Below are 26,725 nucleotides of genomic sequence, written 5' to 3' on the forward strand. Positions count from 1 at the left end.
AGAAGCGTGGCGAAATTATTTTACTTGTTAGATTGGTAAAAAATGTTCCATCGTATCGAAACACGCCCAAATAAGAAGCAATCAAAATGTCTCCGTTTCTAGCTTTCTTTACATTCCGAACCATACCCATAGGCACCTTGGCGGTGTCCGCCTCTTTAAGTTGAGACTCGGAGTAATGTCCTCTATTGTCCTTGACATTATCTTGTGGTGGGTTTGTTTGGTTTTGTCCACAGGAGGAGTGAAAAACAAACACCAGTAACAAAGAATATACTTGTATATGTTTCATAACTTATTTTATTTATTGATGATATAGTGAAAGTATCTCGCTTGCTTTTTTGATGGCTGAAGGGTCAAACCCCGCATTGCGGAAATATTCAAAATCATCTTTCAAACTTTTGCTTAGGTCGTTATCAGTTTTCCCTGACTTTAAATATTGTCTATATAGCTCAATTGCTTTGGTGAAATCACCCTTAAAGAGATACGAGTGCGCTAAGTTTTTTACCAGCGATAAGTCTGAAGGTTCGCTGGTCAAACCCTGCAATAAAAAGCCAATCGCTTTTACGTAATTTTTAGAGTCCAGCAAATGACGGCCGAATACACCCGATTGCCCGGGTCTTGGTTTCAGTGTATCTAAAGTGATTATCTTTTGTCCGGTTGCACGAAGCCGGCCATTAAAGGTATTCGAATAGCCAGTTACTGTACCGGCGCTATCGAAAATAAAAGTCTTTGTGCCTCCTAATTCGATGTTGCGAAAATCGGTGGACGACGTGAAATACATTTTGCTGTTGATGCCATCGGTCCAGAAGTAAAGCCCGTCTTTTTCTTTTCTTATTTCCGAAAGATATCCGTCTGTTATATATTCTCCGATGTATTTCGAGGTGATAGTGTCGTGTACCGGCACAGTGGTTATTTGTCCAGGCTTGCTAAACCCTTTCCAATTGTATACCTGCGCTATGCTGTTGACCAGTTCGAATGCAACAGAAGCGTCATCAGAATTTACGAATATCGCAGCTCCCTTACCATTTGTCAATCCCCCAATGAACAAACCCGAGAAACCCTCGTTACTGGCCGTATGGTCGAAGTACATTTCGCCATTCCTATCCTGTATGAAGGTGCCCATTGCCACATTATTTTTGTAGGGCGTTACATGTAATTTTACCATTTCCTGGTTCAACACTTTTGATGACTTTCCCTGGTAAGCCTGCTGCATTTCAAGAATGTATTTGCATATATCTGTGGGTGTAGTCCATAATCCGGCCGCTGCTTTTTCCGGATATACAAAATATTTCCCCGGAACTTCATTACCGTTTTTTTTATATCCTGTTGCCAGACTTTTTCTTTGGCTGACCGGAGGAGGCTGATGGTAAGAACTGCTGTTCATTCCCAATGGCTGCAACACATGTTCATATATATATTGCTCATATTGTTGCTTTGTAATGTCGGTAAGCATCTGCTGCGTTATCAGGGTGCCTCCGCCGGAATAGCGGTGTTCCTTACCTGGTTCTGTATACGAGCGTACGGCTTCTGTATTGGAAGGAGCCCGGCCGTCTAGTATATCGGTGACCTTTGCGATGGCACTATCCCGTTGGTAACCGGGAAAACCATGAACCGTCAGGCCGGCGGTATGGCTGAGCAACTGGGCGGTTGTAATTTTTTTGCCATGCGACACGGTGTCGTATGGAAATTTCCAGTTGCCCAGGTACTGGTTGATGTCCTGGTAAAGATCAAGCTTTCCTTCCTGCGCTAATTGCAATATGCCAACGGCGTTCAGTGACTTACTGATCGATCCGGGTTCAAACCTGGTACTCGTAGTTACTTTCCTGCCTTCTTTTTTGTCAGCATAACCATACCCTTTGGCCCACACAACCTGGTAATTGTCGATAACAGCGACACTTAACCCCGCCACATTGTGATGCTTCATCCTTTCAGCAAGGGAATACCATTTACCGTCGATGACCAGGCCTTTTGATAGGTTGGTTTCCACCTGGGCAATCTGTTCATTTACGGCTTTAGAATATTGCTGCTGTGCAGTGACGGTAATAAGGCAATGGAACAAAAGGACTGCTAAAATGATTTTTTTCATAGTTGACAAACCTATTTGTTCTTCTGCTGGTGTAGGCAGAAAAAGTGTAAAAAGGTTTGTAAAACAATGTAAAAACTATGTAAAACGGGTTTACATTGGCAGTCCATGCCTGGCTTAATCAGTATGAAGCAATATTCCTTTTTCGACGTCTTTCAGCATCTATAATAGTATTTCCTTTGGCCCGGAAAAAAAAACTGGCCATCCTGATAAGCACCGGGAGATGGTGCTGTAATATCGGCACGAGGTTTTGCTTCATTCCAAAGATTCGACGCCCCGGTTATTGCCAGTTATAGCTTATTTATTGACAAAAAATAAAACAAAGATTACTTTATCCTCGGGCAAATTACGGCGCATGTCAGTGAAAAAATCGCGAGGCCCCTGATCGTCAGCAACCTTTATTTTTACTAAAGTCACGTTTAAAAAGTATCTTACTATTTCGCTCAATATAGTCGCCAGATATAATCAAATATGGATGGTTAGGCGAATACCCTGCGCTGCGGCTTCTTAGAATTATTTTATCGTTGACTTTCAAGCTGTTTAACTGCTGAAACTCCTTAGGACTAAATTGCATCATGTATTCTTCGCTATTAATCCTGACTATAAGCCATTTTATTCCTGCTGATTTCCCGGTGCGCCGAAAAGTAACGGAGGTTACCACGGCCTCCATATTGGTGAAAGCCTTTATGTACTTGCTTATTTTATCATGACTGGCATGCACCTTTTTACCTTCAGGAGAAACCTCCCATTCTTTGTACTTTATACCGTCAGGAGAAGCCTCCTATTTTTTTCTTTCATCCAGGCCTGCTTTCCTGTCAGCAATAGATAGAGGCTTTGGGGATGGCTTAGTTTCATTTTTAATTTCATGATTAGCAAATACTAGTCCGCTCACCACAACCAGCGGTAAGACCAGTACATAGATGGTATTTTTCATATGTTTCATATGCTTTCAAATTGATTCAGCGAATCTAGTTTGATATTTTTAGGACTGAGTGATTGGATTGTAAATAAAAATGTAAGTTTTGTAAATAGATTGTAAATAGCATATTTCAGTGAAAGTATCCCCGTTTCGTTCCAAACTGTCCGGCCCTATCAGGGCTTTTTTTATGGGCTTCGGGCGGACGCGGTCCACCCACTTGCCCGCCGAAGCCCGGCATAGGCTTACTCTATCAGCGTCTTTACGGACTATGGCGGGTGCTGGTCTTACAAATAAGCGGACTTTATTTTTGGAACATTTCAAAGTGACCTTAGTCCTCTAAACAAACGGCAGTAGGCCGTTAGGGGCGATTTAAGTATAATTTCATAATTTGACATTCCTGCCACTATATACCCACTCATTTAAAACTTATTGTTCTGCAGATGACTAACGTTCAGGATTTGCACATAGAAGAGGAGATTAAGCCACTGTTTGATTTTACTTACAATAGTGAATCCGGAAAACAAGTAAGTGATATCCTCACTAAAACGCTAAAGTCTGAAGAAGAAATTCTGGCTCGCCAACAATTGTTAAAAGGCTTTATAGCGAATTGGGAACTTATAAAACATTATTCTTTTTACAGGTTCAATCTGTCAGACATCTTTGACTTCCTGGACACCTTTTTTATAGGTTCTGCTTCTGCGGGGAGACTAAGGTTAAAGTTTATGTTCTCAGAGAAAGCAAGAGAGAAACAAAGAGGAAAGCTAATCCTGTTAGTCCGACTTTTTTATGCAATTAACCACGATTATTTGACTAAGATTGATACAAGCCTCTTCCCCGAAGAATATGCGGCTGAATTGGAAGATATCAAAAAATTCTTTTCCGGGTTCAACCTGGATCAGTACGAAAATACGATCAATAGAAATAAATTCCGCATTAGTCATATGGTCGAACTGATGATGATCATCAGTGAAAAAACCGTTGCCGGCGAATCTGCGGTTTTCAGGGAACGTTGGTTTTTATTTGAGGCCTATATTTCTATTAGCACCGGAATAGTTAAGAATGGATTTGTTTTTCCCGTGTTTGATAATGCCCATTTTTCACTGGAAGGTTTCTATCATCCGGTGTTGAAGTCGCCGGTGAAAAATGATTTGATTGTACGCCAGCAGGTTATTCTTTTAACCGGGCCTAATATGTCTGGCAAGTCTACTTTATTGAAGGCCGTTTCTTTATGTGTTTATCTTGCACACATCGGAGTAACCGTTCCGGCTTCAAAGGCAGTTCTGCAATATTTTAGTACCATCTCGGTAGCTATTAATCTTACCGATAGCATAGTAAGTGGTTACAGTCATTTTATGTCTGAAATTATTACCTTAAAAAATGTGCTTTCGGAAGCGAGAACTGGGGTCAGATGCTTTGCCGTTTTTGACGAGTTGTTCCGGGGCACTAACATTGAAGATGCACTTGAAATTAGCACCACTACATTAAAAGGTCTTAAACATTTTCCCAATTCATTATTTTTGATTTCAACACACCTGCACCAGCTTAAATCTGTGGAAGAAATTAATAATAAGGAAATAGCCACCTGTTTTATCGATTGCAATTTGACTGATAATGTCCCCACATTCACCTACAAGTTAAAAGACGGCTGGAGTGACCTGAAACTTGGTCGTATACTGTTTGAAAAAGAAGGACTTAATACGATGCTTGATAAGTAACAGGCCAGGCAATACCTGCTGTTGAACATTCAGTGTGACATGTTGGTAGTAACGCTGAGATAAAAGCGTGATAGCTGTAAGGAAAGCCGCCGTATGAGGTAGGACATGTGGATGTTGACTGGATTGCAGCCCAACCGATAATAAACTAAATAGCCCAAGCTGAAAATCAAAGATCTTCAGGCATGGGCTATTTGAATTTGTTTATCGAAATTAATCATATTTCAAAGCAGGATATCCCAGCAGCCTGCGCCATAATGCCAGCTGACCAATCATGCTTGCTTCGCGATAGATGGTAAAAGATATCAACTCATAATAAGTCATCTTCATTCCACCCATATCAAGTTCAGAATCGAGTTTTTCATCATCGATGATTACCAGTGCTTCCCTTGCATGCGGACTCACCTTATCCCAGTCTTTCAGATAATCTGCAGTAGTTGGGTATTTTGCATTATCCTGGATTCCCTTATTGTCTTTGAATAATTCTTCGCCTGTTTCTTTTAATCCGGGACTTGTTTCGCTTGCAATTTCAAAGCGCTGGTGTACGAGTGCCCCGGCGAGCCATGCTATATGATTTGCCTTCGTATCAAGACGGCTATAGGTATCCTTGTCAGTTATACCATCGAGTGCCCGCGATAAAAATGTGGTATGCAGGTCAAATAATGTGAGTAATCCCTCTGTTCTTCGGCTTGCTGTTTTATTTTCTACCTTGCTTGCAGTTTTTGTTTCCATGATAATTATTTTTAAAGAAATGAATAATATTTTTTAGTAGTGAACAATTTTTCTAAAGAAGTAAATAATCTTTTTAGGAGTGATTAATTTTTTAAAGAAGTGAATAATATACTTAGAGAAGATGAATAATATTTATAAAAGAATAATATACTAGAGAAGGTGAATGATATTTGATTAGCGAATAATATTTTAGCGATTATGAATAATATTTTAGTAACGAAAAATATTTTAGAAGTGAGTAATATTATTTAGCATTGAGCTATCATTTTTCGGCGCTGGAGCATCTGGTTTAAATGATTTGTAAATCTACTGAAACAATAAACCTGCCAGCCTCCGCTATCGCGACAATTAAAGGGGTAAAACGCGCCATTTCTCTATATTGTTTTTAATGTTCAAACTACCATTAAGACTTAAGATTACCGCTGCCCTATCTTTTTTAGTAGAGAAAAGCGGACAAAAAGTGTAACAAAAGCGGACAGTGGAACTTTGCTATTAAATGCCTTTTTAATGAAACAGAAGGTTTTACCAATATGGCATCCGGTTAGCTGCACAATCCTTTAAAAATGACCGTATGCATTGATGGTCAGTGCCTAAGTTACCTGAAATATAGCTGATGATCATTGCTTAAGTGGCCTGAATCATAACTGACAAAAATTAAAGAAAACCCAATTTGCGACCCATGCTCAAAAACTATTTCATCATTGCAATACGTCATCTATCCAGGCACAAGCTGTTTTCCCTGATCAACGTTCTTTGCCTCGGTATAGGTATTACTTTTTCCATGCTGATCTGGAATTATATCATGCAGGAAAAACAGGTTAACCTTTCCCTGAAGAATGCAGAAAATCAATATCTCATAAAAAGTAGCTGGAAAGTAAAAGATATGGGTCTTCCCATTACAACTGTAGCACCGCTTGCTAAAGCATTGAAGGATGAATTTCCGGCCCTGGTTGACAATTATTATCGTTTCAATCCCGTTACCAACGTTGTTTCTGCCGGTGATAAACATTTCAAACAGAATATCTCGATCTGCGATACCAGCCTGGTTTCCATGTATGGTTTCAAATTAATTCATGGTGATCCGAAACAGGCGTTTAAGAATAACAGTTCAGCTGTAATCACTGAGCGACTGGCAAACAAACTATTCGGAAACTCCGATGCTGTCAATAAAACCATAACAGTTACAACTACCACCTCAGGTAAACAGGATTATCTTGTTTCTGCGGTACTTGCTAACATGTCTTACAATACCGTTAACCAGATAATTGACAAGGAAGGTTATGATGTGTTTGTGCCTTTTGAAGGGAATAAGTTTTTCGGCGATAAGGCCTATATCCAGGACTGGAGTAATATCTTCATAATTGGTATGCTCGAACTTAAGCCCGGTGTCAAACCCGCCCAGTTAGCTGAACCCATCAGGATACTTTTGTCACGCCATCTGCCCGATAATATAAACGGACTGCTGAATGTAGAGTTGACAGGCCTTGCAGATTTTTACCGTAAAGACAATAACGGTGCAGTAGAACAAATGATCAGCACGCTTTCATTGGTGGCAATTTTTATCCTGTTGATGGCCATCATCAATTTCGTAAATATAAGTATAGGTACTTCAACATACAGGCTTAAGGAAATCGGTTTGAGGAAAGTGTTTGGAGGCAAAAGAAAACAACTGGTGATACAATACCTGGTAGAATCGTTATTGCTTTCTTTTGTTGCAGCAATGATCTCACTCGGATTATATGAAGTTGTACGCCCTCTTTTCAACCAGTTACTGACAGCAGATCTTGACCCGGTTTCACAATTCGGGATCGTCAATTTCGGCTGGCTCCTGTTATTTGTTACAGGTCTTGGAATAATCGCCGGTTTGTATCCGGCTATAATACTTAGTGCTTCGAAGATCATTCATTCCGTGCATGGAAAAATCGATACCAGCCGTGGAGGATTGATATTGAGAAAAACACTACTCATTGTACAATTTACGCTCGCGATATTCATATTTATCAGTGCGCTGAATGTTTCAAAACAGGTATCCTATATTTTTAATAAAGACCTGGGATACGATAAGGAGCAACTGTTAATTGTGACTGCATTCCCCAAACAATGGGATTCAGTGGGCGTTTTAAAAATGGAATCTATCCGCGATGGGCTGGCTCAACTTCCGGTTGTGAAAGCAGCATCCATATCATTTGAAGTGCCTGATCGATTACCACCGGTTTCAACCGATATTCTTCCTGCAGGAGAAACTGGTCAAAAACCGGTCGTTGTTCCGACTATAGGAGCAGACCAATATTATGCCTCAACATTTGGACTGAAAATCCAGGAGGGAAGTTTCCTTCAGAACAAAACCGGCACTGCTAACGAATCAGAAATTGTGTTGAATGATGCAGCTGTAAAAGCATTGAATTTAGAATCCCCGGTAGGTTCGACCGTCACAATGCCGGGAGGATTTACATTTAAGGTAAGAGGTATTGTAAAGGATTTTAATTTCTCTTCTTTCCAGAAAAAGATAGGTCCGCTTGCATTTATTCCATCGAGACTGACCCGTTCTTATCGTTACATCACACTAAAGTTGAATGCAACGGATATAAGCAAAGCAATCAACGATGTAAAGTTGAAGTGGCAGGAGTTTTCACCTGGCTCACCATTCGAATACACTTTTATGGATGAAAAATTCAGGTCTCTCTATGAATCCGAATTAAAATTAAAAAAAGCAGCACAACTGGCAACAGTGCTCAACCTTTTTATCGTGTTTATGGGAGTGTTCGGAATCGTAGCATTCACACTTGCAAGGAGAACAAAAGAAATAGCCGTTAGAAAAGTGCTGGGGGCAGAAGTGAAAAATATCATAATGCTTTTTATAAAGGACTATGCGCTGTTAATCATTATTGCAAATCTGATTGCCTGGCCACTGGCTTTTATCACCACAGATAACTGGCTACAGAATTATAGCTATAGGGTTCAACAGGATTTTATTCCTTATTTCACGGTAGCCGGCGTCGTTTCGCTGGCAACCTTTGTTTTTATAACTGCTCAATGTTTTAAAACGGCGATGAGTAACCCCGTGAAAAACCTGAGAACAGAATAGGCTTGTAATCGGTTGTATAAGTCACCGTTTATCAGCCTGAGGCAAATAATTTGCTATAAATTTACCTAATACTAATAAATTAGTTTGCCTACTAATAGATTAGTAGTTATATTGCATGAAACAATCTTGCATGCAAAAACTGGCCAAAAGAGAAGAACAGATTATGCAGGTTTATTGGGACCTGCAAAAAGCATTTATCCGGGATATCATACCACATTTGCCTGAACCAAAGCCGCATTATAATAGTGTTGCTACCATGGTCAAGATCCTGGAGGATAAAGGCTTCCTGGACCATGAATCAGTGGGAAATGTGTATTGCTATTTTCCCATCATCTCCCGCGAAGACTACCAGAAATACGCAATGAAAGATATAGTAAGTCAATATTTTGATAACTCATATCCACGCATGCTGGCGTTTTTTGCAAAGGAGCAGAACCTCAGCGAAAAGGAGATGGCCGAAATACTTGAAATCATTAAATCAAAAAAGAAATGACACCTTATATATTGCATGTGGGTATCATATTAGCCGGTTGCCTGGCATTTTATAAGATCCTGCTGCAAAGGGAAACCTTCTTCCGGTTGAACCGGATGATCCTTTTGCTCTGCCTGCTGCTTTCATTTGGTTTGCCTTTGATACCCATTCCACAGCAATGGAGTTTTCGCAAGGCTGAGGTTGCGGCATTAAGCAACCAGGAGTTTTTACCCGGTCTGGTGGAGGATAATCAGGCCACTACGCCGGATCCAAAATCTGCTCATGTACCGGCAACTGATAATGTTGACGGCAATGCTGCCGGTAGTACTGATGGCGGATCAAACGCTGCAGGCTTTGATCCTGCACAGTTTACACAATGGCTGTTTTATCTTTACTGGTTTGGCGTTGCGGCTTTCGCAATCAATTTTTTTATTCAGATTTCTACCCTGCTTTACCGCGCTTACTCACGCCCAAGTATAAAAGATGGACATTTCCGGATAGTTGAATTAGCCGGTGACAGCGCGCCTTGTTCTTTTGGTAATAATATTTTCATCAATCCCGAAAAATACGACTGGGATACTTATAACCAGATTTTACTACACGAAAAGATACATATTGGCCAGGGTCATAGTCTCGATATTATCATTGCAGAGATTGTGCTGATTTTTCAATGGTTCAATCCTTTTGCATGGTTGTACCGGAAAGAGCTGGAATGCAATCTTGAGTTCTTAACCGATAATAAATTGCTTGATGAAAAAGGCGTCGAAAAATCTTCCTACCAGGTTAGCCTTTTAAAAGTGTCCGCTCCGCATTTTCCTTTAAGTGTTACAACGAATTACAATCAATCACTACTTAAAAAAAGATTAGTCATGATGAATGCAAAACGCTCAAATATAAATACGACCTGGAAATATTTTTTCCTTTTACCCCTTGTTTTGCTTTTTGTGAGCATATTAAACAAACCAGTTGTTTATGGTCAGACAAAAGATATCTCAAAAAACAAAACAAAAAATAGCAGTGAAGCTAATAATTACCGTGGAAGCATGGATACCGAGGGTGCGTGGTTTGCAACTGTAAAAGGGGATAAAATATCCGTACAGTTTAAAAACGATGATGACAATCATAATTCATTTAACAGCAACACTTTTCCTTTAAGCGCATTTAAAGATATCGCTACTGCTAAAACTTTTAATATTACCCGCGATGCCGGTACAATGGTATTGAATGGCAAGTTTGAAGGTGATCAGGGTATGGGTCGCTATAAATTTACAGGCGACAAAGATTTCGGATCCTTTCTTGCGAAGGAAGGAGTCAAAGATACAGATGAAGAAGACCTCATGGTTTATTTCCTGGTAGATGTAAACAAGGCATATGTAGGGATGTTGAAGGCAGCGGGTTACAAGGACCTGGAAAAAAATGAACTTATTCCACTGGCTGCTATGAAAATCGATGCAGCTTATATCCAGTCAATAAAAAGTAATGGTTACCCGGATATCAGTATCCAGGATCTTATTCCCTTCAAAGCCTTGAATATAACCGGAGACTATATACAGGATATCCGTAAGGCAGGTTATACCAATGTATCAGCCAGTAAGATGATTAGCTTTAAAGCCCAGGGCATTGATGGAAAATATATTGCTGACGTGCGTTCGGCCAGTAAATCAGACAGCAAATCTAACAGCAGTCAAAATAGTGCTTCATCTGCAAATGCCAATAAAAATAACAATAACAAAGGTGCGAAAGGTGAAAAAGGGGAAAAGGGCGATAAAGGGGAGAAGGGTGAAAAAGGAAGTAAGGAAATGGACGATCAAAACGAATCCGATAATAATGATAACGATGAAAGCGGCGATGACAGTGACAATGACGCAAACTATATTATAAGCTATAAGGCTTTGAATATAGACGCAGCATTTGTGCGCTCGATCAAAGAAGCCGGTTATCCTGATATTTCTAAGAACAATATCATCGCAATGAAAGCCCAGGGTATAACAGCTGACTATATAAAGAATCTTAAGTCAAATGGGTATCCTGACATCAGTGCTTCAAATGTGATTGCCATGAAGGCACAGAACATTACTCCTGAATTTGCAAAGAGCTTTAACGGCGTTGGGCTTTCTAATATTTCCGCTTCTGACCTTATCGCTATGAAGGCTCTCGGCATTACTCCTCAATATGTAAAGGGATTTAAAGACGCGGGCTTCAGTCAGCTTTCCTCCAGTAAAGTTATCTCAATGAAGGCGCAGAACATTACTCCGGCCATTATCAAAGAATACCAGGCTTTGGGTTTCTCCGATGTCTCGGTCAATGATGTCATCAGCGCACAAGCCACAGGTACAACCCCAAAGTTTATTGCCAGTATGAAACAAAAGGGACACAACCTTAAAAGCATTGATAAGTATGTGCAGCTGAAAGTTGCGATTGACTAATTAAGAGAATTATGAATTATGAGTTATGCATTATGAAACCAGGTATGAAATTTTCAGTTATGAATTATCAGGTAAAATCTTAATATACTCATATCTCATAACCCGTACTTTCATAACTTTTTTCATAATTCATAACTCATAATTCATAACTCTCTTTACTCATTTTTTTACGAATCTCGAACTGCCTTGCCCGCTTTTGATAAAATACAGGCCGGTTGGTAGTCGTGATACATCTATACGCAAGCCCTGGGAGCGGCTATAAACTGATTTGCCAATCAGGTGAGATAAGTTTTTACCGGATTGATCGTATACCTGCAACTCTTTCGCGCTGGTGATCTTTCCCCTGATAAACAAGTGTTGATCGGCAGGGTTGGGATAAACCTGGAACGCGGGTGGCGTTTCATCAATGTTAATTTTTTCAATGGCAGAGTATTTGAAACTACCATCGATGTCCACCTGCTTTAACCTATAATATGAAATGCCGGGGTATGGGTTTGGATCAGTTGTTGTATAATTAATGACCTGGTTTGAGTTTGTTACGCCCTTTACTTTAGCCACCAGTTCCCAGTTATTATCCCTTGAACGTTCTACATCAAAACGATCGTTATTTATCTCTGTAGCTGTTTGCCAGGTCAGTAGAACGGATTCATTGTTTACTGTTGTAGCCCTGAAAGCAGCCAGATTTACAGGCAAAGCAGTTTGTAAAGAATTGGCTGTCCCTATTGTAAATCTCCTTGAGTCTTCTATAGCTGTAACAGCAGCAAATTGATATATTCCTGCACTTATAAGGGTAGCGCCTGCTATCGGTGTTTCATCTGCAAAACTGTTATCATTGTCGGTATCAACAAGAAGCCTGAGATCTGAAGCAACCACGGGAGAAAAATTACCCAGGTCCCAGCGCATATCGATAGCACCTACGTCTACTGTGACATTGGCCATGTTTTTTTCACTTACTCTCCAAACCTTGTTGAACCTTGCCTGTACACCTATGGGTATATCGGTTGTATTGGTAGCCAGGCTTGATCCATTATCATTCCCCCAAAGTAAAAACTCATTGTCGTCAAGACCTGCAGGATTTGAAATTGCCAGGATCCCGGTGCCCCTCGCTGAATTACTGAAGTTGCTAGCGTCTATTCGTCCTATCCCGGCAACATTGAAATCAAAATTGTCATTAACCGCATCATCCTGTTTATAAATATCGTTTGCAGATAATACAATATTGTATTTGGCAGACAGGTAATTATTGACGATAATTCTTTCTGCGGCATTGCGGTTGGATCCGAAAACGATCACCTCCGCAATCTTTCCATTCAATCCGAAACCTCCGACAGCATCAATAGATCCCAAACCGAAATTCCTGGAACCCCCTGCGTGAAGGGCAGTATAAATCAGGGCGGTTGCACCATTAATTTGAACGCTGCTAAGATTAGTTCCCGGTTGATTGATGAAAACGCTACTGATCACAGGCAAATTAGCCGGAAATGCACCTGGAACCGGCGTACATCCGCCCCCGATAGAAATTCCATTTGCGCAACCTACACCAGGGTCGTTTAAAATAAACCGGTCCCACCCACCGTCATCTTCCCCCCAGATCCCGCCGGTCGATGCGGAACCATCAGTATAATAAACAGTGAACACATCTACCTGCGGAAAAGTACCGGCATTGAGGCTCATGTTAGTCGTAAATATATCTGCCCCATCATTCCTGTTAAACGTTACAAAGTTTTGCCCGTTGAGGAAGGCTGGTGTCAGGATAGGAATCCCACCAGCTGTATTCGTAACACCCTTTCCAGATTGATCAGCCCAGCTAATAGTTGGTGTTGAAGTGAAGCCCCGGTTTGCATCGACCCAATATTTAAGGGTGCTTGTTCCATCGGTAGCACCAACGCCGCCGGGACCTTGTTGTGAAAAAACTAAGAGGGGAGTATTAAGAAGCAATATCAGGGCCGGGACCAGGTGTTTCATTTTAGATTTTTCTTTAGGAAGATGAGACAGCAAGATAAGAAAAGAAAATTATGAGTTATGAGTTATGAATTATGAAAAGTGATGAAATTAAGAGTTAAGAAATATACACATATCTAATAACTCGATCATTCAAAACTCACTCATAACTCATCCCTCATCACTCATAACTCTATTCATTGTTCAGAATGGGAGTTTTTGTTTTCGTTATATTATTGCCAGCAATGTTGTTATTAAAAGGTGCAATGTCCTGCATGGTACGGGATGGATATTTCTTTACATCAAATTTACCGGTCCAGTCTGCGTTTTTACTGTCTCCTATGAGTATTCCTGTTGTGCAATCACTGATACGGTTGTTTTTTATAATGCAGTCACTGGCGGCTACATAAAAACCAATATCGGTCTTACCCCTTGACATGCCATACATAAGTCTTATTCCCGTTGGTAACCCGGTTAGGGTATTGTTGGTCACTATATGTTTTGTGCCATTGATTCTGATACCACCGCTTCCAGACCTGATGGTATTGCTGTCTATCTTACAATCGTGTCCGCCACGCATTACCAACTCACCCTGGCAGTTTTCGAAATTGTTATTAATATAGCTGTTCCCGGAGCTCTTGTTGCTGATCACTTCCGGCTCGCCATTACAGGCTTTAAACGTATTGTCTCGTATAGTTGCATATGAGTACTGGGTGCCAAGCAATACCGGGTCCTGTCCGATCTGTATACATTCTCCGCCGTTTCCATTTGACCAGCTTACTTTATTTTTATCCATAAATTCATTGTGATCTATCAGTGTGTGCAGGGGCACTTCCTCTTTGGTGATCCTCACCTGCAGTTCCTGGTTATCTGTATTGGCCATAAAGTTGCAATGATCAACCCTGTTCATCTCTCCCTTTCCCGACACAACAAGCATAGGAGTAAACTGGACCTTTGTACTGTTTTTGATAAATGAACAACCTGTTACCCTGCAATTGAATGTTGTTTTTAATTCAATCAAAACACCATTGCCATCCTGGTTTTTTATCTGACTGCAATTACTAAAATTGATTCCTGCTATTTCAGTGTAAGATCCGGTGAGCAGAAATACCGGTTTGTTTACATCTCCGGAGAATATCACTTTACCAGGAGTTTCGGCATGAATCAGTATCGGTTTTCCTTTTTCACCTTTTGTATTTATCACCAGTTGCCAGGGAGCATATTGGCCGTTTACAATGATTATCTCATCACCCGGAACAACCTTTCCTGCTGCTGCTGTAAACTCGGCGGCGGAAGCAACTTTATAAACTTTAGCAGACAAGCCTGAACACAGTAGCAAAAGGAGGGAAGTATAAAACAAATGTTTACGAAATATCATATGGGCCTTTTTTGATTGCTGTTTTTTTATAAGTCAATTTCCGGATGGGAATTTACGGATAAATTGAACAGCGAGGCACTCAACGATCGCAAGCTATTCTCCTATCACAACTAATTTTCTTATCGCAACTAATTTTCCAGTCTTAATCAATTCTACCGATGCCTTATGGAAAAAGTGTTAGTATTTCAAACAAAAAGCTTTCTTTGCAAATCAAAAAAGGGATCCCAATGGCCGCTCCTGTTAAAATAGATTTCGACGTATTATTTGAAATAGATCAGATCTCAACGGATCTCAAATATGCTTGTTTTCAAACAATCCTTCAAAACGGACAGGCGGTGCCGTTAGTTGTCAAAATCAGTAATCAATCTCATGAATTATTACCGGATGTATACAACCTGGCTTTCGGACCACTTAATAAAAAAGGAAAGATCGATGATAAGGCAGAAATAAGTCACAGGGATTATTCGAAGGTATTCTCAACGATTTTATTTACTGCTTTAACTTATCTGAAATCTAACCCCAATCATTATCTTGGTATAGACGGCTCGGATAATGCCAGGGCCTATTTTTACTATCGCGCAATCCAGCGAAACTTCAAGTATCTTGATCAGCATTTTAGGATGTTTGGGATCAAATATTTCGTGAGAATTTCGAGATTTGGAAAAACGCAATACGATAATCCCTTTGATTTTGAGGAAATTATGCCATATCCTTTTAGGATTTCCAGGGAAGATAAGGTGTCACAGGATTCTATGTTTAATTATTTCATTTTCAATCTCCAATCATAACAAAATAATAGCATAATTTTGAAGAAATCTGAGTATATTACCACCTGATGAAAGAGACAATTTCAAAGAAAATAGAAAATCTTACCAGGCAGGCAAAATCGCAGGGTAAAGAGTCGCAAATAAAAGTGCCTGTACAATCATCTTTACATCATGTTATAAAATCAAAACAACAGGCGGCATTATTCATGAAGTTACTCAAAGATGCCTGAACAGATGCCTGAATAAAATAATTCGAAATTCCAGTTTTACATTCCCGCTTTCCGCGGGTTTTTTTGTTACATAGACAAGAATTGTCGTTACGCTTCAATAATTTTTATGATCCCAGATGCCGTTATTTCCAGGTTTGGATTGGTTATGCAGGATAAAAAATCTCCGGAGGGTTTTCCGCTTTACATCGCCGAAAATCTAAGTCACAATGGTCCGACTGTTTTTTTTGAACTGTTAACCCATAATGATTCGCCTGCTGATGTTTTGAGTAAACCTTCCATAAGGATTACAAAGGCAGGCGCAATTAATCATCTGGTTGTTTCACAAAATGACCTGGAATTTAAAAGTTTTACAGACCTGCAGCAGGCGATTGATAAAACATTACATATACCGGAATGAAAAAAAGACTATTTCTGTTCTACCTGGTTATATTGTTCGGAACCGGGTTGTTTGCTCAGAAGGCGGCGAGTGCCTGGAAAGGTAAAAAATCGGCAATAGTACTTACTTACGATGATGCCTTGAATGTTCACCTAGATAAAGTAGTGCCGTTGCTTGATTCATTAAAGTTCAGAGGCACATTTTATCTGAGTGGTTATTTTCCAGGTTGTCGTGACCGCATTTCGGATTGGAGAAAAGCTGCGGGCCGGGGCCATGAATTAGGGAATCATACTTTGTTTCATCCATGCCTTGGCGATGGTCAGGGCAGGGAATGGGTTAAGGGCGAAAGGAAGATGGAAAACTATTCTATCCAGCGCATGAGCGAAGAAATAAAAATGAACAATATCCTGCTTAATGCAATCGATGGAAAAACAAAAAGAACTTTTGCATATCCATGTGGTGATACCAGGATACACGACTCCGCATATCTTGACATAAAAGATTTTGTTGCAGCAAGAGGTACAAAACCAAGACCTGTAAACATCATGCAAATCGATCTGTCTGATATAAGTTGTACTTCAATAATGAATCAATCAGGTACACAACTTATCAATCTTGTTAAGCAAATAATGACAGAGGGTGGGTTACTTGTTTTTCTGTTCCATGGAGTAGGGGGAGAACATGCAATCAATGTTTCGGAGGAAGCGCATCGTGAACTGGTTTATTTTCTTAAACAACATGAAAATGAAATATTGATAGCACCAATGGTTGAAGTAGCTGAATATATAAAAGGCTACCAGGGAACCCATAAATAACTATTTGAGCCTGGTTTTATAAAAACAAGCTAATATGAGTAAGCAAATTTACAATAGGTCGGTGGATGTAAATGGCATCACGATATTTTATCGCGAATCCGGGAGTCATAGTTCTCCGAAAGTTTTGTTGCTACATGGATTCCCATCATCGTCAATTATGTTTTAAAACTTAATGACATTCTTAACATACAAATATCACCTTATTGCCCTCATAAGAGTCTGGAATAACAACCCCATGTTATGAATAGCGCCGTTCCGGGTGCTTCTGCATAAAACGGCAGAGCCCGGTCAAAATTTAGCTAATGACCGGGGTTCCAACCGTTCTTTTGCATCTATCGCCCATGAAACTATTCCGGGCAGATCGCTTGCAATCCAACGGATCTACTCTGCTGTTTTATCAAAATTTATATAGTGGATTCAATAACGATCCGTTGATAGTTCAATCAAAAAAATTATGATAAAGTATTTCTGAAAATCAATCAAAGGATTTATGATGATTTGAATTTTTGTTATAATTCAAAACTATAACTGCATCTCCAACTTTTTTACCGAGTTCCTGTCCAAGCATAACGGAAGATGGATAGTGAATGCCACCTAAGACTCTCGAATGACCGGCTTCTTTTGAATATTCATCAAAAGATTTAAATGTTCTTGGTCCATACAAGTTATCATAGGTGTGATCCGTAAAGGTTAGATATTTGCCAAATAAATTTTCCATCACGATGGCTGATGCTGCGGAGACTAATGCATGTGCCGCTGGATATTCAGGATGCGGCGGAGTTGGGATCACGGTGTTCCATTGAGGATGATTTAACACAGACCTTATATAAGATACCGGTCTTATGGTGTTGTAAGTATATTTTGCCTTGAACACTGTTAGTACAGCATCACTCAACGCAAAACCATGTTGTACATAAGCAAGTGCTGCCTCATTCAGGTTGAACTTCTTCAAAACAATTAACTGTGTCAGAATGCCCGTTGCATGGGCAGGTACATTATAGTTAACCGGCAGATCACCCCAAAACCGGACTATTGTAGAATCCTCACTACTTAAAGTAAGTGAGATGTTATATAGTTCCAGGGCTTGCTTATAATAAGTAGAATTTGGGTTCTCTGAATATTCCATTGGTGCAGGTGCAAGTGCTATCCCTGGAACTCCGGGTATAAATGAGCGGTTTGAACCCCAACCTGGATGAATAGGCGCACTAAAAGCCGGAGGTGTTGTGATCCACTTTCCGGGACCAGTTGGTGGAATGTATGATGGCGACGTGACATGAAGATAACCTTCATGACCGCCGTCGGTTTTTGACCAGTCGAAAACAGCAGCTCCCAGTTTTTTACCGAATCCGGCTGATTCTTCCAGGCTTGTGTTACTTGCCTTTGGAATGAATCCTGATTTGAAGCTGGCTTCCAGTGAATCAATCGTTTTGAGATTTGCAGCAGAAGTATTGCCAAATAAAGATCTTGTAATTGCTGCCATCGCTGCATTTACCGAGGCCGGTGCATAAAAATTATGCTTGTTTGACTGTGGCAACAGGATCTTCAAAGCATTGCCACCATTTAATTGTTCGGCCAGCGATTTCCCCTGGGGAAGTCCTGGAACTAACGACTCATAAAGTGTTAATCCCGAGTAACCAAATAACCTGGCGCCAACAACGGAATTAAAACCCGGCGTACTCATAGTAAGCCGCATCTGGAGTTTCATCCATTCCGTTGCTACGATAGAATTATACTCTTCAGCAGGACGTGGAAATGGTTCGCGCTTTTTGCAAGCGGAAAAAACAAGAAGTACACAGACTAATAATAATCCGGTTTTGATGATCTTTTTCATGAGAGATGTTTAAATGATTAGATAAGGTTGTGTAAGGATGGTTAAAATTAGAAGGCCTGGACAAATATGAGTTTGCTTTGGAGTTCAAAAAATTGCCTCATTGGTCCATTGTCAATAAAACGGCCGGGTGATCTTATATCAGCGTGATAACAATGATTTGATATGATTAGAAGGAGGAAAGATTTAATCGAAATAAAGAGGGAAGAAAGTAGGGATATGAAGAGAAAGAGGATAAAGTACTTGAAGAAAAAGAACAGAAAATATCTTAAGAAAATGAAAGGGATAATGCATGTAGAAAAAAAGGAGAAAGTACGTCTGGAAACAGCGGGTAAGGACATGAATATAAAGAAAGGGAAAGATGGGAAAGATAAAAAGAGGGGAGAGGTTACAAAAAAGGCAGATTGCAATTCATAGGCTGAATCCTGCAACTCCCGCATCATTTTATGCAAACTATCCATTTGTTCTTGCTAATCATTGATTCCTGGTGTTTCTTTACATCATCAACATTGCGGTTAACATAGATCGGGAATTAAGTCATCACAATTGCAGAGGTAACCGGAGATCAGGAGAATAGAAAAATAAGCAGGAAAATAGGGGAGTAAATCTGGGAGATCTTGCAATAGGATAAAAGAAAAAAAGGTAGAAATACCATCAATATATCAGAAGTACCGCTAAGTCGCAAGTGACGATCGGAAATCTTCAACAGAAAAGTTTTCTCATAAGCAGTTAGTTTTGGTTTAATCCCCTTTATTCTTATCGGGGATTTTTTTTTGCCGGTGCGCAGCTTCCCTGGCCGACTATTAAAAATAATATGCAATCTTTTCCAGTTCTGTCTGAATCTCCTTTTGTTTGTTTTCTCCTGCCAGCAAAAAGGAGTTTTTTGTGGTGTTTAGTTTTTCCTTTGTTAGATTAATCTCTGAAGTTACCTGGTTAATTTCCTTTTTAAGTTCGTTGAGCTTTATAGTAAGCGCCTGGAGTTCCTGCACTTTCTTATCTATGAGTTGTTCCTTTTGCTTCACTTCTTTCTGGTATTGCTGAGAATGAGCACCTTGAAACGCATTGAGATCGCGGCCAATTAAGTCCAGGTATTCCTGGCCGGTACTCAATAGCTTATCTTTTGTTAAACCACTGCTTTTTAAAATATTAAATGCGGTTTTATATCTTATTGCCTCATCAGCAATATCATCAATATCAATTTTACTATCGATGAACTCTTTGTAATCCGTACCCTGGAACAATGGATTCTTTGCGTTTGCGTCTGCAATTAGTTTTTCAAAGTATTGTTCGTGCTCAGGCATTGGTCCCGTAATGGTTCCATCCTGGGCGTACACAGGAACTTGCTTAAGCGCCTGTGTCGGTGCTGTATAGCCTGTAACCAAGGGATGAACAGCTGGTACATCGGGTGGCTGGCTACCAGCGTTTCCGGGAATAGATTGGCCAGCCTGAGTAGTTTGATTAACTGTTTGTTTTTGGGTCGGTGCCTGTTGTTGGCCGGGTCCCGATTGTTGATTGCCAGCTTGTTTATTGTCGGCTTGTTGATTGCCGGTTGGTTTATTAGCAGCCGCTTTTTTCTTTTCATCATCACTGAAATCAACGAACGGCGTCAGTAACTGCTTAAGGAAACTCATAACTATTTATTTATTCAGACTCAGCAAAAATCCAATGGTAAAATTTGCATCCCAGTCAAACACAAAAGTATCAGTTTTGGTAGTCTCAACGATACCCTTATAGATGTTCAGACCGGAAGCCATTCTTTTATCGGTAGGTTTATATTCTTCCGGCGCTTTAAGAACAGTATATCTCTCTTCTCCTTTGCGATGTTGTTTAGCCATCATAAAAGGTACTCCACCGATGATGAATCCAACATTGCGCTTGTTTTCCGGTATTCTGCTAACCTTGCTTTTTACATCGTTATAAACGGTTTCATCAGTTATGCCTTTTTCAAAATATTTTGCCCCGGAAAGTTCAAGTGGTGTTAAACGGCCATTTTCCTCCCAAGAAACCTTTGTATTACCAGAGCCAATATCTACCATGAAAGAATTATCTGCAAACGGGGGAGGTACGGTTGCCCTGAAGGCAAAAATGGCTTCCTGCTGTGGAGTAACATTATTTACAACATAACCTGTCTTCTTCAATTCATCGCTGATAGTTTTTGTCTTTGGTTCTTTCTGGGCGCCTGAAGAAATTACAAAATGCATATTGTTTTTTGAAACACCTTTATCAAACATCTTTGATAGGTATTTCCTGAGTCCTGTGCGGATGTCCTCAGTAGTCGCCAGTCCTTCATAGGTGAGTGACTCTCCAAAGTCTTTGGAAACAATCTCCCAACGTTTTTGATCGTCCATATTTATGACGAAGGAATTAAATCCTGTTGCGCCCACTTCCACAACGCCTTTCAAAGTTCCGTTTACTGGTTTCTCAGGAACATAGTTAAATTCCCTTTCTGTCGATTTGGTTTCAGCCGGGACCGATTTGGTGCTATCAGCTGTTGCCGGTTTATCACGTTCTGGTTGAGTGGTTGTATACTCTGTGCTTTCGCCATTACCCGGTTCGGAAGTTTTTGGTCTGAAAGCCAAATAAGCCAGGACGGCTATTATCAAAACGACCACTATGACACCTGCTGGTTTCAGTTTCATGATTATTGTTTTTGAGTTGTTTGCAAATTATAAAGGTTTATTGGCCATGGTTACGATCACTACTCTGCCCCCGTCTTCGTTTGATAATAATAACTTCTTCCCATCTGTAATATCCACCATGGTTCCGATTGGTATTTCCTTATCTTCTGTCAGATCTTTCAATGATGATAGTTTTTGATTTACGAAAACCCATTTATCATTATGAAAAGTAAAATAGCCGACCGGTACTTTTTGTTCGGCTGTTAATTTTTCACTCCTGGTTATGTTCCTGTTTATATGCCATTGAAAAAGATACTGATTATTATAAACCATCAACCTGTGATTTTCCGGTTTCCATATGTTTGGCTTGAATTGATAATAAAGGTCCAGTACCGGTAAGGTACCTTTTACCGGTGTTCCGCAAAACGGGCACCTGGGTGAAGCGCTGTTATCAAAAACAAACCATTCCTGGTCACAGCTTTTATTGCTGCATGGTTGCATAAGATCAGTCGTTTTTAACAAGGCATGTTCCCAGGTATCGGCATTCGGCCGTAAATTAGGATTATGCAGGCCAGTAACAAAAGCCTGGTTAAAAAGTGATGTGAGATAAGGCCCGGTAATGGTGTAGGGAAGTTTATTTACATCAGCCCAGGGCAGTGACCATTTAGAGACCTGGTCAGGTTTGGGCCGGTTGGATGTATCGGCGGGATTTTCAATAAAAACTGCTTTTTCACCCATTGACAGGAGATCATCCTGTTCGGCTTCAAGCGAATGCACCTTGCCTCCCTTCAGAGGATGGCGATATAGCAGGTACATATAGATCATTACCGCCAGTGCATGCAGATCTGTTGTGCGGTTTGCATGTTTTCGATTCGGGTCTCGAATATCAAGATGTTTTGTTGCCAATACTTCCGGTGCAATAAAATCAGCGGTGCCTATAACATCCGGGGGATACAGTCCTGGAACAACAAGACCATCTATATCTATAATTGTAGCAGACCTGCTGACCGGGTCCACTAATACATTTTTGTATGATAGATCAGAATGCGCCAGGCCGGCAGAGTGTAAACGTTTGACTCCCCTGGCGATTTTCACATTAATCTGGAAATAGCTAAGCCAGTTACCAAGTTCGCTTTCATCAAGTCTTAATGGAAATTGTTTATGTCTGAACTTCGCCGATGCAAACCATAAGCCTTGTTTTTCTTTTCCTTTAATGCCATCGCTACCGGCATAACCCTTTGCAAAAAAGAAGTTTTTGTTATATGTGGGAACTATAAGACCAACTTTCTGATCAACCTCAACCATATCATAAGGCCAGCAATAAAGTTCCTTATAATAAGCTCCGCCTTCACGGTTGAAAAAACTATCATAGTATTGAGTGACGATTTTTTTCAGGCGCTCTTTGGAATTAAAATCCTGTTTGTCCCTGTAAAACGCAACGACATATGTTCGATCCTTGCCGAAATAAACATCTTTCATTCCACCACGCATAGGCTCACCATTATCAACATACTCGTAAACTTTGCCAGGGTTGATCACCGAGGCAGCCGTTCTTGTAGTTGTTCCGGATGAGTGTCTAAGGTTATTTGCGTAGTTCACATGAAATATTTTGTGAAATGACTCAACTGTTGGTCAAAATTAAAAAACAATTGCAAGGGTTCTGTCATCATGATTGCCCGGGCTCCAGAAATCCATCCATCTTGAAAATTGTTCAACGATATCCGGATTATCTTTATCCAATACAACGGCAACTCCGTCCTCATTTTTGCCACCGAGATCCGCCAACAATTGATGCCATTTTTTGATATCCGCAAGAGAATTTTCCACCACAAATTTTGGATCATAAATCCCATCAGACATAAGCATCAGGTATGAAAAATCATCCATAAGCTTAAACCCAAACCGGCTCGCAAATTTGTCACTTTTAAAAATCTCAGCCATGGTGATAAATCTTGTACCGCCTCCAAATTCGCCAACATCCAGCCAGTTCATCAATATCACTTCCGTTTTATCTTTATTGATGATAGCAATAGGGCAGTCCCCGACCCCGAAAGATAAAAATGCAAAACCTTCCTGGTATTTTTTGATCAGGGTAAAGATCAACGTAGAGTTCAGATCCTTTAAAGCGAGGTTGTTTGTGGCTGCGAATTCTTCCAGGTTTTTGTGTACCTGGAACACGGCCTTACCAAGATTATTATAAACCAACCGGTTTATCTTAGCTGCAGTTTCTTCACCTGTATTATTTTTATATGCTGGAATCAGCTGATCAAATTCCTTCATGTTATCAATTGCAGCCGGCTCCTTAAAATATTCAACTACAGCGTTACATGCAATGGAAGATCCTTTGCGGGAAGCCTTTGCGCTACCCGCTCCATCAGCCACAACCACAATGCTCCAGCCGTTTTCGAGTTCGCTGAATGCAAAATCATCTTCCCTGAACGAGCCAACATTTGCATGTGACCTTCCCCGCTTGGAAGACACCAACAGTTGAAGGGGGCCCAGGGGCGAAAATATCGTTACATCATCCTGCTTCCACCAGGGATCAGCTTTATCGCTTTCAAGCGTTTTCCATAAACTTCGTGGATCGGGATTAATAATAAGCGGAATAATCTTTTCGTTAAAAGGCAGCTCAGCTGGCTGCCCGGAGATCTTAAATTTAAATATGATTTTGTGATCGCCACTTTCAGCAGGTGTGCCGGTGATCAGCTTTATTTTTGAATCATAGTGGAGGCCAATATTCTGAAGTCCTTCAAACTCATATTCAGTAATATCTTTCCAGCTAAGCAAATCAAAATCGAAACGTGCTTCGTATGGCTTTCCGACTGTGCCGTTCGGAATCCTAACGGACTGCTGCCTGATATCAGCTATCCTGTTTTCCAGTTTCCACTTTGTCATGAGCTGATCCTGATTTTTTATAATGGTAGAGATAGCCCTGAGATTAGCTTCGTCCTGCACAAATTGGTTGAGTAACTGCTTCCTGTCAGCAGGCACCTGGATATTATTATTTTTTAGCAGTGTAGTTACAAGCTGTTTCGCATCGCTCATCCCATTGATTTTCTTAGAAACAAACATTAATGCACCGGGGCAAAGAGAAATCAGACAACAATATTAAGCTCAGAAGGTGGCGGCGGTAGCTCCCCGATGCCTGTAACCTCTTTGCCGCCGTCTTCCACTTTCGTGGATGTAACACCGATAGAAGCGGTAACCCAGGTGAAAAATTTTGCGATGCTTTGGCTGTCGGCAGTATCGAGGGTTACAACATTTTCTGTTATTTGTTTCAGTAAGTTGGCGTCGGCGCCCGTACCGGCTGCACAGGCAACTGTAAATGCAACTTTGCGCTTTTTGTATTCTTCCAAACCGCTTTGCCAGTCGTCAGTGGGAATACCATCTGTCATGATAAAGACAAGCGGCTTCCAGTCCCCTTTTTGTTCCGGGGTTGTTTTGACAACTTCAGTATCGATACAGGTGGATACAAGTTTAAGTGCTTCGCCCAGGCAGGTTGTGCCGGAAGCTTTGATATCTACCATTTGGAAAGATGCGAGATCTGTTAATGTAACAATCTGTTTGGCTACACTATCGAAGGAGATAATACTGATATAAGCGGTTTCAATCGCCTGCGGATTCTGGCGTAATGAACTGATCATTACCTGCACTCCATTTTTTACGGCTTCAATCGGTTCGCCGGTCATAGAACCTGACGTGTCTAACAGCAGATAAACAGGTAATCTTCTCATGATGGATTGTTTGATTGTTGATTTTATTAAAAAATGAATATACAGAAAACCTAAGCAATTCACGTACCGTTGCAATAGTTTAAGGTTTACTTCATCTTTTATTAAAATCAATCAAACTACCATCAATTGATTGCTGTTGAAACAATCATTTTATAATCATACCGGGTTTTATGTTGATCATAAGGTATGCCCAGTTATTGCCGGTCCTTGCATTGGCTACATTTTTTACTTCAGCTGTGGTCAGACTGTTGGTACTTCGGTAATAACTATAACCCAATTCAAGCTGAACTATCCCGGTAATTGCATAATTCAAAACCAGGTCAAGCTCCGTACCAAAATTTCTTTCCAGTTTGTGCTGGTTTTGGTCATAAACAGCGCTGGCACTGTAAAACTCGTGCAAGTCAGCGTTGAGCTTTAATTTTTGAGAAAACGAATAAGTAGTTTTTAAATAATAGTCCTGCAAACCTTTATTTCCAAAAGTATTGGCAGCATAAAAATAATCCATCTGTCCCCAGAATTTATGCGGAGTACCATACAGGGGATCAAATGCGTGGGATTCAGATCCTGATTTTCCACCCGATGTGTAATCCATTCCAGGACCCGCAGAAAATTTGTTATTGAAAATATAAATCATGTTGGCAGATAATAAGGTAGCAGCCAATTTTTGATTATCCGGTGTCCGGCCCCCCTGGTAATAAGCGGCTCCTGTTAGAGAAAACCTGTTGAAAACATTTGTAAAATAGAATCCCGTAGTGAATCTTGACCAGGAACCTTTTGTCCATATTTTGGCCCCGGCAGAATCGAGCGCATACTTATTAAACTGGTCACTAAAAAACAATGCTGAGACAGAGCCCCCAACTAGTTTGCGGGAAACATGAAGGAACTCAAAACTTTTATACATGTTGCCTCCGTTCGTATTCGTGGCATAGTTGCCGGGAGATACAGCGGAATAAATGGTACCACTGCTGTTTTCTTTATTTTGATTGTAGGCTGCCCCTGCCTGGGCATTCCATTTGTTACGGATATATTTAATAATTACTGCATCGTGATGCCTCGCCTGTTGAAGCCAGTCGAGGTTGCCAACAAGTCGCTGGTCATCCAGTATAAGTTCCTGGCGACCAAACTTAACGGCCAGATTCTCCTTTTTGTTTGTGGTATCAGTTAAACTGATCTGTGCCCAGGCTTCATGTAACATAAGCCCGTTGTTATTTTGCGTTGTGGTCCGGTTAATTGTTGACAAGTCCTGTCCCCAAACCCTGACATCCTGCAAAGCCAATCCAAATTTGAGCCGGTAAGTATTAAACTCCAGATTCAAACGGGTGCGTTGGGAAATAAAGATTGCCGGATCCGCATTTTCAGGTATTGGTGACCCTTGTCCGCTACGGTATTCTCCACGTGCGCGAAGCTGGCCGCTTAAGCTCAGCTGGGCGTTTAAATGATGGGATGTTGATATGAATAATATCATTGCCAACAGGTAAAAAAGGATGGGAGATTGACTTTTCATTGTAGTTTTTCTTAGGCTGATATTCTCATTATCCATCGTATCATTCACTTTGATGATTGTATAAGATTAGGAATCCTGATAAATTATATTAACCGGCTGAATTTTGTG

General features: G+C 40.5%; 22 protein-coding genes and 1 pseudogene. 9 read left to right on the plus strand and 14 right to left on the minus strand.

The features are described 5' to 3' along the window. From VK664_RS11575 to VK664_RS11590, 4 genes and pseudogenes are all read right to left on the minus strand, one after another. Positions 1 to 286 (minus strand): annotated as a pseudogene (locus tag VK664_RS11575) (hypothetical protein); the annotation flags it as partial. A 12-nt stretch (positions 287 to 298) separates the two neighbouring features. Beyond that, complete coding sequence (locus tag VK664_RS11580) at positions 299 to 2,083, minus strand: serine hydrolase (RefSeq protein ID WP_461398819.1); 1,785 nt, start codon at positions 2,081 to 2,083, stop codon at positions 299 to 301. Positions 2,084 to 2,201: 118 nt separating this feature from the next. After that, positions 2,202 to 2,339 (minus strand): hypothetical protein, encoded by a 138-nt coding sequence (locus VK664_RS11585; RefSeq protein ID WP_461398820.1) that lies wholly within the window; start codon positions 2,337 to 2,339, stop codon positions 2,202 to 2,204. 522 nt (positions 2,340 to 2,861) lie between these two features. Next, complete coding sequence (locus VK664_RS11590) at positions 2,862 to 3,023, minus strand: hypothetical protein (protein ID WP_461398821.1); 162 nt, start codon at positions 3,021 to 3,023, stop codon at positions 2,862 to 2,864. A gap of 416 nt (positions 3,024 to 3,439) precedes the next feature. On the opposite strand from VK664_RS11590, the gene VK664_RS11595 reads away from it, so the two are divergent. Further along, positions 3,440 to 4,714 carry a MutS-related protein gene (locus tag VK664_RS11595; RefSeq protein ID WP_461398822.1) on the plus strand — a complete coding sequence of 425 codons (1,275 nt, stop codon included), beginning with the start codon at positions 3,440 to 3,442 and terminating at the stop codon, positions 4,712 to 4,714. Positions 4,715 to 4,924: 210 nt separating this feature from the next. On the opposite strand, the gene VK664_RS11600 is transcribed toward VK664_RS11595, so the two are convergent. Beyond that, entirely contained in the window at positions 4,925 to 5,443 is a 519-nt protein-coding gene (locus VK664_RS11600; protein WP_461398823.1) for a DinB family protein, read from the minus strand. A 679-nt stretch (positions 5,444 to 6,122) separates the two neighbouring features. Between VK664_RS11600 and VK664_RS11605 the strand changes: the two genes are divergently transcribed. The 3 genes from VK664_RS11605 to VK664_RS11615 all read left to right on the plus strand — a co-directional run bounded on the left by VK664_RS11605 (position 6,123) and on the right by VK664_RS11615 (position 11,426). Next, positions 6,123 to 8,528: an ABC transporter permease gene (locus VK664_RS11605; protein ID WP_461398824.1), complete on the plus strand. Its 2,406-nt coding sequence runs from the start codon at positions 6,123 to 6,125 to the stop codon at positions 8,526 to 8,528. Positions 8,529 to 8,658: 130 nt separating this feature from the next. Beyond that, positions 8,659 to 9,021: a BlaI/MecI/CopY family transcriptional regulator gene (locus VK664_RS11610; RefSeq protein WP_461398825.1), complete on the plus strand. Its 363-nt coding sequence runs from the start codon at positions 8,659 to 8,661 to the stop codon at positions 9,019 to 9,021. Next, the gene (locus VK664_RS11615; protein ID WP_461398826.1) at positions 9,018 to 11,426 is read left to right on the plus strand and encodes a M56 family metallopeptidase; all 2,409 of its coding nucleotides are present in this window, start codon (positions 9,018 to 9,020) and stop codon (positions 11,424 to 11,426) included. Before VK664_RS11610 ends, VK664_RS11615 begins: the two co-directional genes overlap by 4 nt. A gap of 159 nt (positions 11,427 to 11,585) precedes the next feature. Here the strand turns inward: VK664_RS11615 and VK664_RS11620 are convergent, their stop codons facing one another. Both VK664_RS11620 and VK664_RS11625 read right to left on the minus strand, forming a co-directional pair. Next, entirely contained in the window at positions 11,586 to 13,391 is a 1,806-nt protein-coding gene (locus VK664_RS11620; protein ID WP_461398827.1) for a T9SS type A sorting domain-containing protein, read from the minus strand. 169 nt (positions 13,392 to 13,560) lie between these two features. Continuing rightward, on the minus strand, positions 13,561 to 14,745 hold the full coding sequence (locus VK664_RS11625) for a chondroitinase-B domain-containing protein (protein ID WP_461398828.1): 1,185 nt from the start codon (positions 14,743 to 14,745) through the stop codon (positions 13,561 to 13,563). Positions 14,746 to 14,903: 158 nt separating this feature from the next. Here VK664_RS11625 and VK664_RS11630 point away from each other — a divergent pair, with 158 nt between their 5' ends. The 4 genes from VK664_RS11630 to VK664_RS11645 all read left to right on the plus strand — a co-directional run bounded on the left by VK664_RS11630 (position 14,904) and on the right by VK664_RS11645 (position 16,933). Further along, positions 14,904 to 15,533: a DUF6934 family protein gene (locus VK664_RS11630; protein ID WP_461398829.1), complete on the plus strand. Its 630-nt coding sequence runs from the start codon at positions 14,904 to 14,906 to the stop codon at positions 15,531 to 15,533. 47 nt (positions 15,534 to 15,580) lie between these two features. Further along, complete coding sequence (locus tag VK664_RS11635) at positions 15,581 to 15,742, plus strand: hypothetical protein (RefSeq protein ID WP_461398830.1); 162 nt, start codon at positions 15,581 to 15,583, stop codon at positions 15,740 to 15,742. Between the two features lie 106 nt (positions 15,743 to 15,848). Next, the gene (locus tag VK664_RS11640) at positions 15,849 to 16,139 is read left to right on the plus strand and encodes a hypothetical protein (protein ID WP_461398831.1); all 291 of its coding nucleotides are present in this window, start codon (positions 15,849 to 15,851) and stop codon (positions 16,137 to 16,139) included. After that, positions 16,136 to 16,933 (plus strand): polysaccharide deacetylase family protein, encoded by a 798-nt coding sequence (locus VK664_RS11645; RefSeq protein ID WP_461398832.1) that lies wholly within the window; start codon positions 16,136 to 16,138, stop codon positions 16,931 to 16,933. The genes VK664_RS11640 and VK664_RS11645 overlap by 4 nt, the downstream gene beginning before the upstream one ends. A gap of 475 nt (positions 16,934 to 17,408) precedes the next feature. On the opposite strand, the gene VK664_RS11650 is transcribed toward VK664_RS11645, so the two are convergent. After that, positions 17,409 to 18,764: a vanadium-dependent haloperoxidase gene (locus VK664_RS11650; protein WP_461398833.1), complete on the minus strand. Its 1,356-nt coding sequence runs from the start codon at positions 18,762 to 18,764 to the stop codon at positions 17,409 to 17,411. Positions 18,765 to 18,926: 162 nt separating this feature from the next. Here VK664_RS11650 and VK664_RS11655 point away from each other — a divergent pair, with 162 nt between their 5' ends. Then, entirely contained in the window at positions 18,927 to 19,178 is a 252-nt protein-coding gene (locus VK664_RS11655; RefSeq protein ID WP_461398834.1) for a hypothetical protein, read from the plus strand. Positions 19,179 to 19,564: 386 nt separating this feature from the next. Here the strand turns inward: VK664_RS11655 and VK664_RS11660 are convergent, their stop codons facing one another. The 6 genes from VK664_RS11660 to VK664_RS11685 form a co-directional block, all read right to left on the minus strand. Then, positions 19,565 to 20,392, minus strand: coding sequence for a hypothetical protein (locus VK664_RS11660; protein WP_461398835.1), 828 nt, complete (start codon positions 20,390 to 20,392; stop codon positions 19,565 to 19,567). Positions 20,393 to 20,398: 6 nt separating this feature from the next. Further along, positions 20,399 to 21,400: a hypothetical protein gene (locus VK664_RS11665; RefSeq protein WP_461398836.1), complete on the minus strand. Its 1,002-nt coding sequence runs from the start codon at positions 21,398 to 21,400 to the stop codon at positions 20,399 to 20,401. A 27-nt stretch (positions 21,401 to 21,427) separates the two neighbouring features. Then, positions 21,428 to 22,978 carry a protein kinase domain-containing protein gene (locus VK664_RS11670; protein WP_461398837.1) on the minus strand — a complete coding sequence of 517 codons (1,551 nt, stop codon included), beginning with the start codon at positions 22,976 to 22,978 and terminating at the stop codon, positions 21,428 to 21,430. A 39-nt stretch (positions 22,979 to 23,017) separates the two neighbouring features. Then, the gene (locus VK664_RS11675; RefSeq protein WP_461398838.1) at positions 23,018 to 24,424 is read right to left on the minus strand and encodes a PP2C family serine/threonine-protein phosphatase; all 1,407 of its coding nucleotides are present in this window, start codon (positions 24,422 to 24,424) and stop codon (positions 23,018 to 23,020) included. A 50-nt stretch (positions 24,425 to 24,474) separates the two neighbouring features. Continuing rightward, entirely contained in the window at positions 24,475 to 25,113 is a 639-nt protein-coding gene (locus tag VK664_RS11680; RefSeq protein WP_461398839.1) for a vWA domain-containing protein, read from the minus strand. 145 nt (positions 25,114 to 25,258) lie between these two features. Next, entirely contained in the window at positions 25,259 to 26,617 is a 1,359-nt protein-coding gene (locus VK664_RS11685; protein ID WP_461398840.1) for an alginate export family protein, read from the minus strand. Positions 26,618 to 26,725: the final 108 nt, after the last annotated feature.

Origin of the sequence: Flavitalea sp. (genome assembly GCF_035489435.1) — a bacterium.
GTDB lineage: Bacteria > Bacteroidota > Bacteroidia > Chitinophagales > Chitinophagaceae > DATHKG01.

Bases quoted from the DNA above. Each gene is read 5' to 3' on its own strand.
- VK664_RS11680 (WP_461398839.1), bottom strand. From the start codon at position 25,113: ATGAGAAGATTACCTGTTTATCTGCTGTTAGACACGTCAGGTTCTATG.
- VK664_RS11605 (WP_461398824.1), top strand. From the start codon at position 6,123: ATGCTCAAAAACTATTTCATCATTGCAATACGTCATCTATCCAGGCAC.
- VK664_RS11645 (WP_461398832.1), top strand. From the start codon at position 16,136: ATGAAAAAAAGACTATTTCTGTTCTACCTGGTTATATTGTTCGGAACC.
- VK664_RS11620 (WP_461398827.1), bottom strand. From the start codon at position 13,391: ATGAAACACCTGGTCCCGGCCCTGATATTGCTTCTTAATACTCCCCTC.
- VK664_RS11630 (WP_461398829.1), top strand. From the start codon at position 14,904: ATGCCTTATGGAAAAAGTGTTAGTATTTCAAACAAAAAGCTTTCTTTG.
- VK664_RS11590 (WP_461398821.1), bottom strand. From the start codon at position 3,023: ATGAAACATATGAAAAATACCATCTATGTACTGGTCTTACCGCTGGTT.
- VK664_RS11610 (WP_461398825.1), top strand. From the start codon at position 8,659: ATGCAAAAACTGGCCAAAAGAGAAGAACAGATTATGCAGGTTTATTGG.
- VK664_RS11615 (WP_461398826.1), top strand. From the start codon at position 9,018: ATGACACCTTATATATTGCATGTGGGTATCATATTAGCCGGTTGCCTG.
- VK664_RS11635 (WP_461398830.1), top strand. From the start codon at position 15,581: ATGAAAGAGACAATTTCAAAGAAAATAGAAAATCTTACCAGGCAGGCA.
- VK664_RS11675 (WP_461398838.1), bottom strand. From the start codon at position 24,424: ATGAGCGATGCGAAACAGCTTGTAACTACACTGCTAAAAAATAATAAT.
- VK664_RS11585 (WP_461398820.1), bottom strand. From the start codon at position 2,339: ATGAAGCAAAACCTCGTGCCGATATTACAGCACCATCTCCCGGTGCTT.
- VK664_RS11640 (WP_461398831.1), top strand. From the start codon at position 15,849: ATGATCCCAGATGCCGTTATTTCCAGGTTTGGATTGGTTATGCAGGAT.
- VK664_RS11660 (WP_461398835.1), bottom strand. From the start codon at position 20,392: ATGAGTTTCCTTAAGCAGTTACTGACGCCGTTCGTTGATTTCAGTGAT.
- VK664_RS11625 (WP_461398828.1), bottom strand. From the start codon at position 14,745: ATGATATTTCGTAAACATTTGTTTTATACTTCCCTCCTTTTGCTACTG.
- VK664_RS11650 (WP_461398833.1), bottom strand. From the start codon at position 18,764: ATGAAAAAGATCATCAAAACCGGATTATTATTAGTCTGTGTACTTCTT.
- VK664_RS11595 (WP_461398822.1), top strand. From the start codon at position 3,440: ATGACTAACGTTCAGGATTTGCACATAGAAGAGGAGATTAAGCCACTG.
- VK664_RS11655 (WP_461398834.1), top strand. From the start codon at position 18,927: ATGATTAGAAGGAGGAAAGATTTAATCGAAATAAAGAGGGAAGAAAGT.
- VK664_RS11600 (WP_461398823.1), bottom strand. From the start codon at position 5,443: ATGGAAACAAAAACTGCAAGCAAGGTAGAAAATAAAACAGCAAGCCGA.
- VK664_RS11685 (WP_461398840.1), bottom strand. From the start codon at position 26,617: ATGAAAAGTCAATCTCCCATCCTTTTTTACCTGTTGGCAATGATATTA.
- VK664_RS11580 (WP_461398819.1), bottom strand. From the start codon at position 2,083: ATGAAAAAAATCATTTTAGCAGTCCTTTTGTTCCATTGCCTTATTACC.
- VK664_RS11665 (WP_461398836.1), bottom strand. From the start codon at position 21,400: ATGAAACTGAAACCAGCAGGTGTCATAGTGGTCGTTTTGATAATAGCC.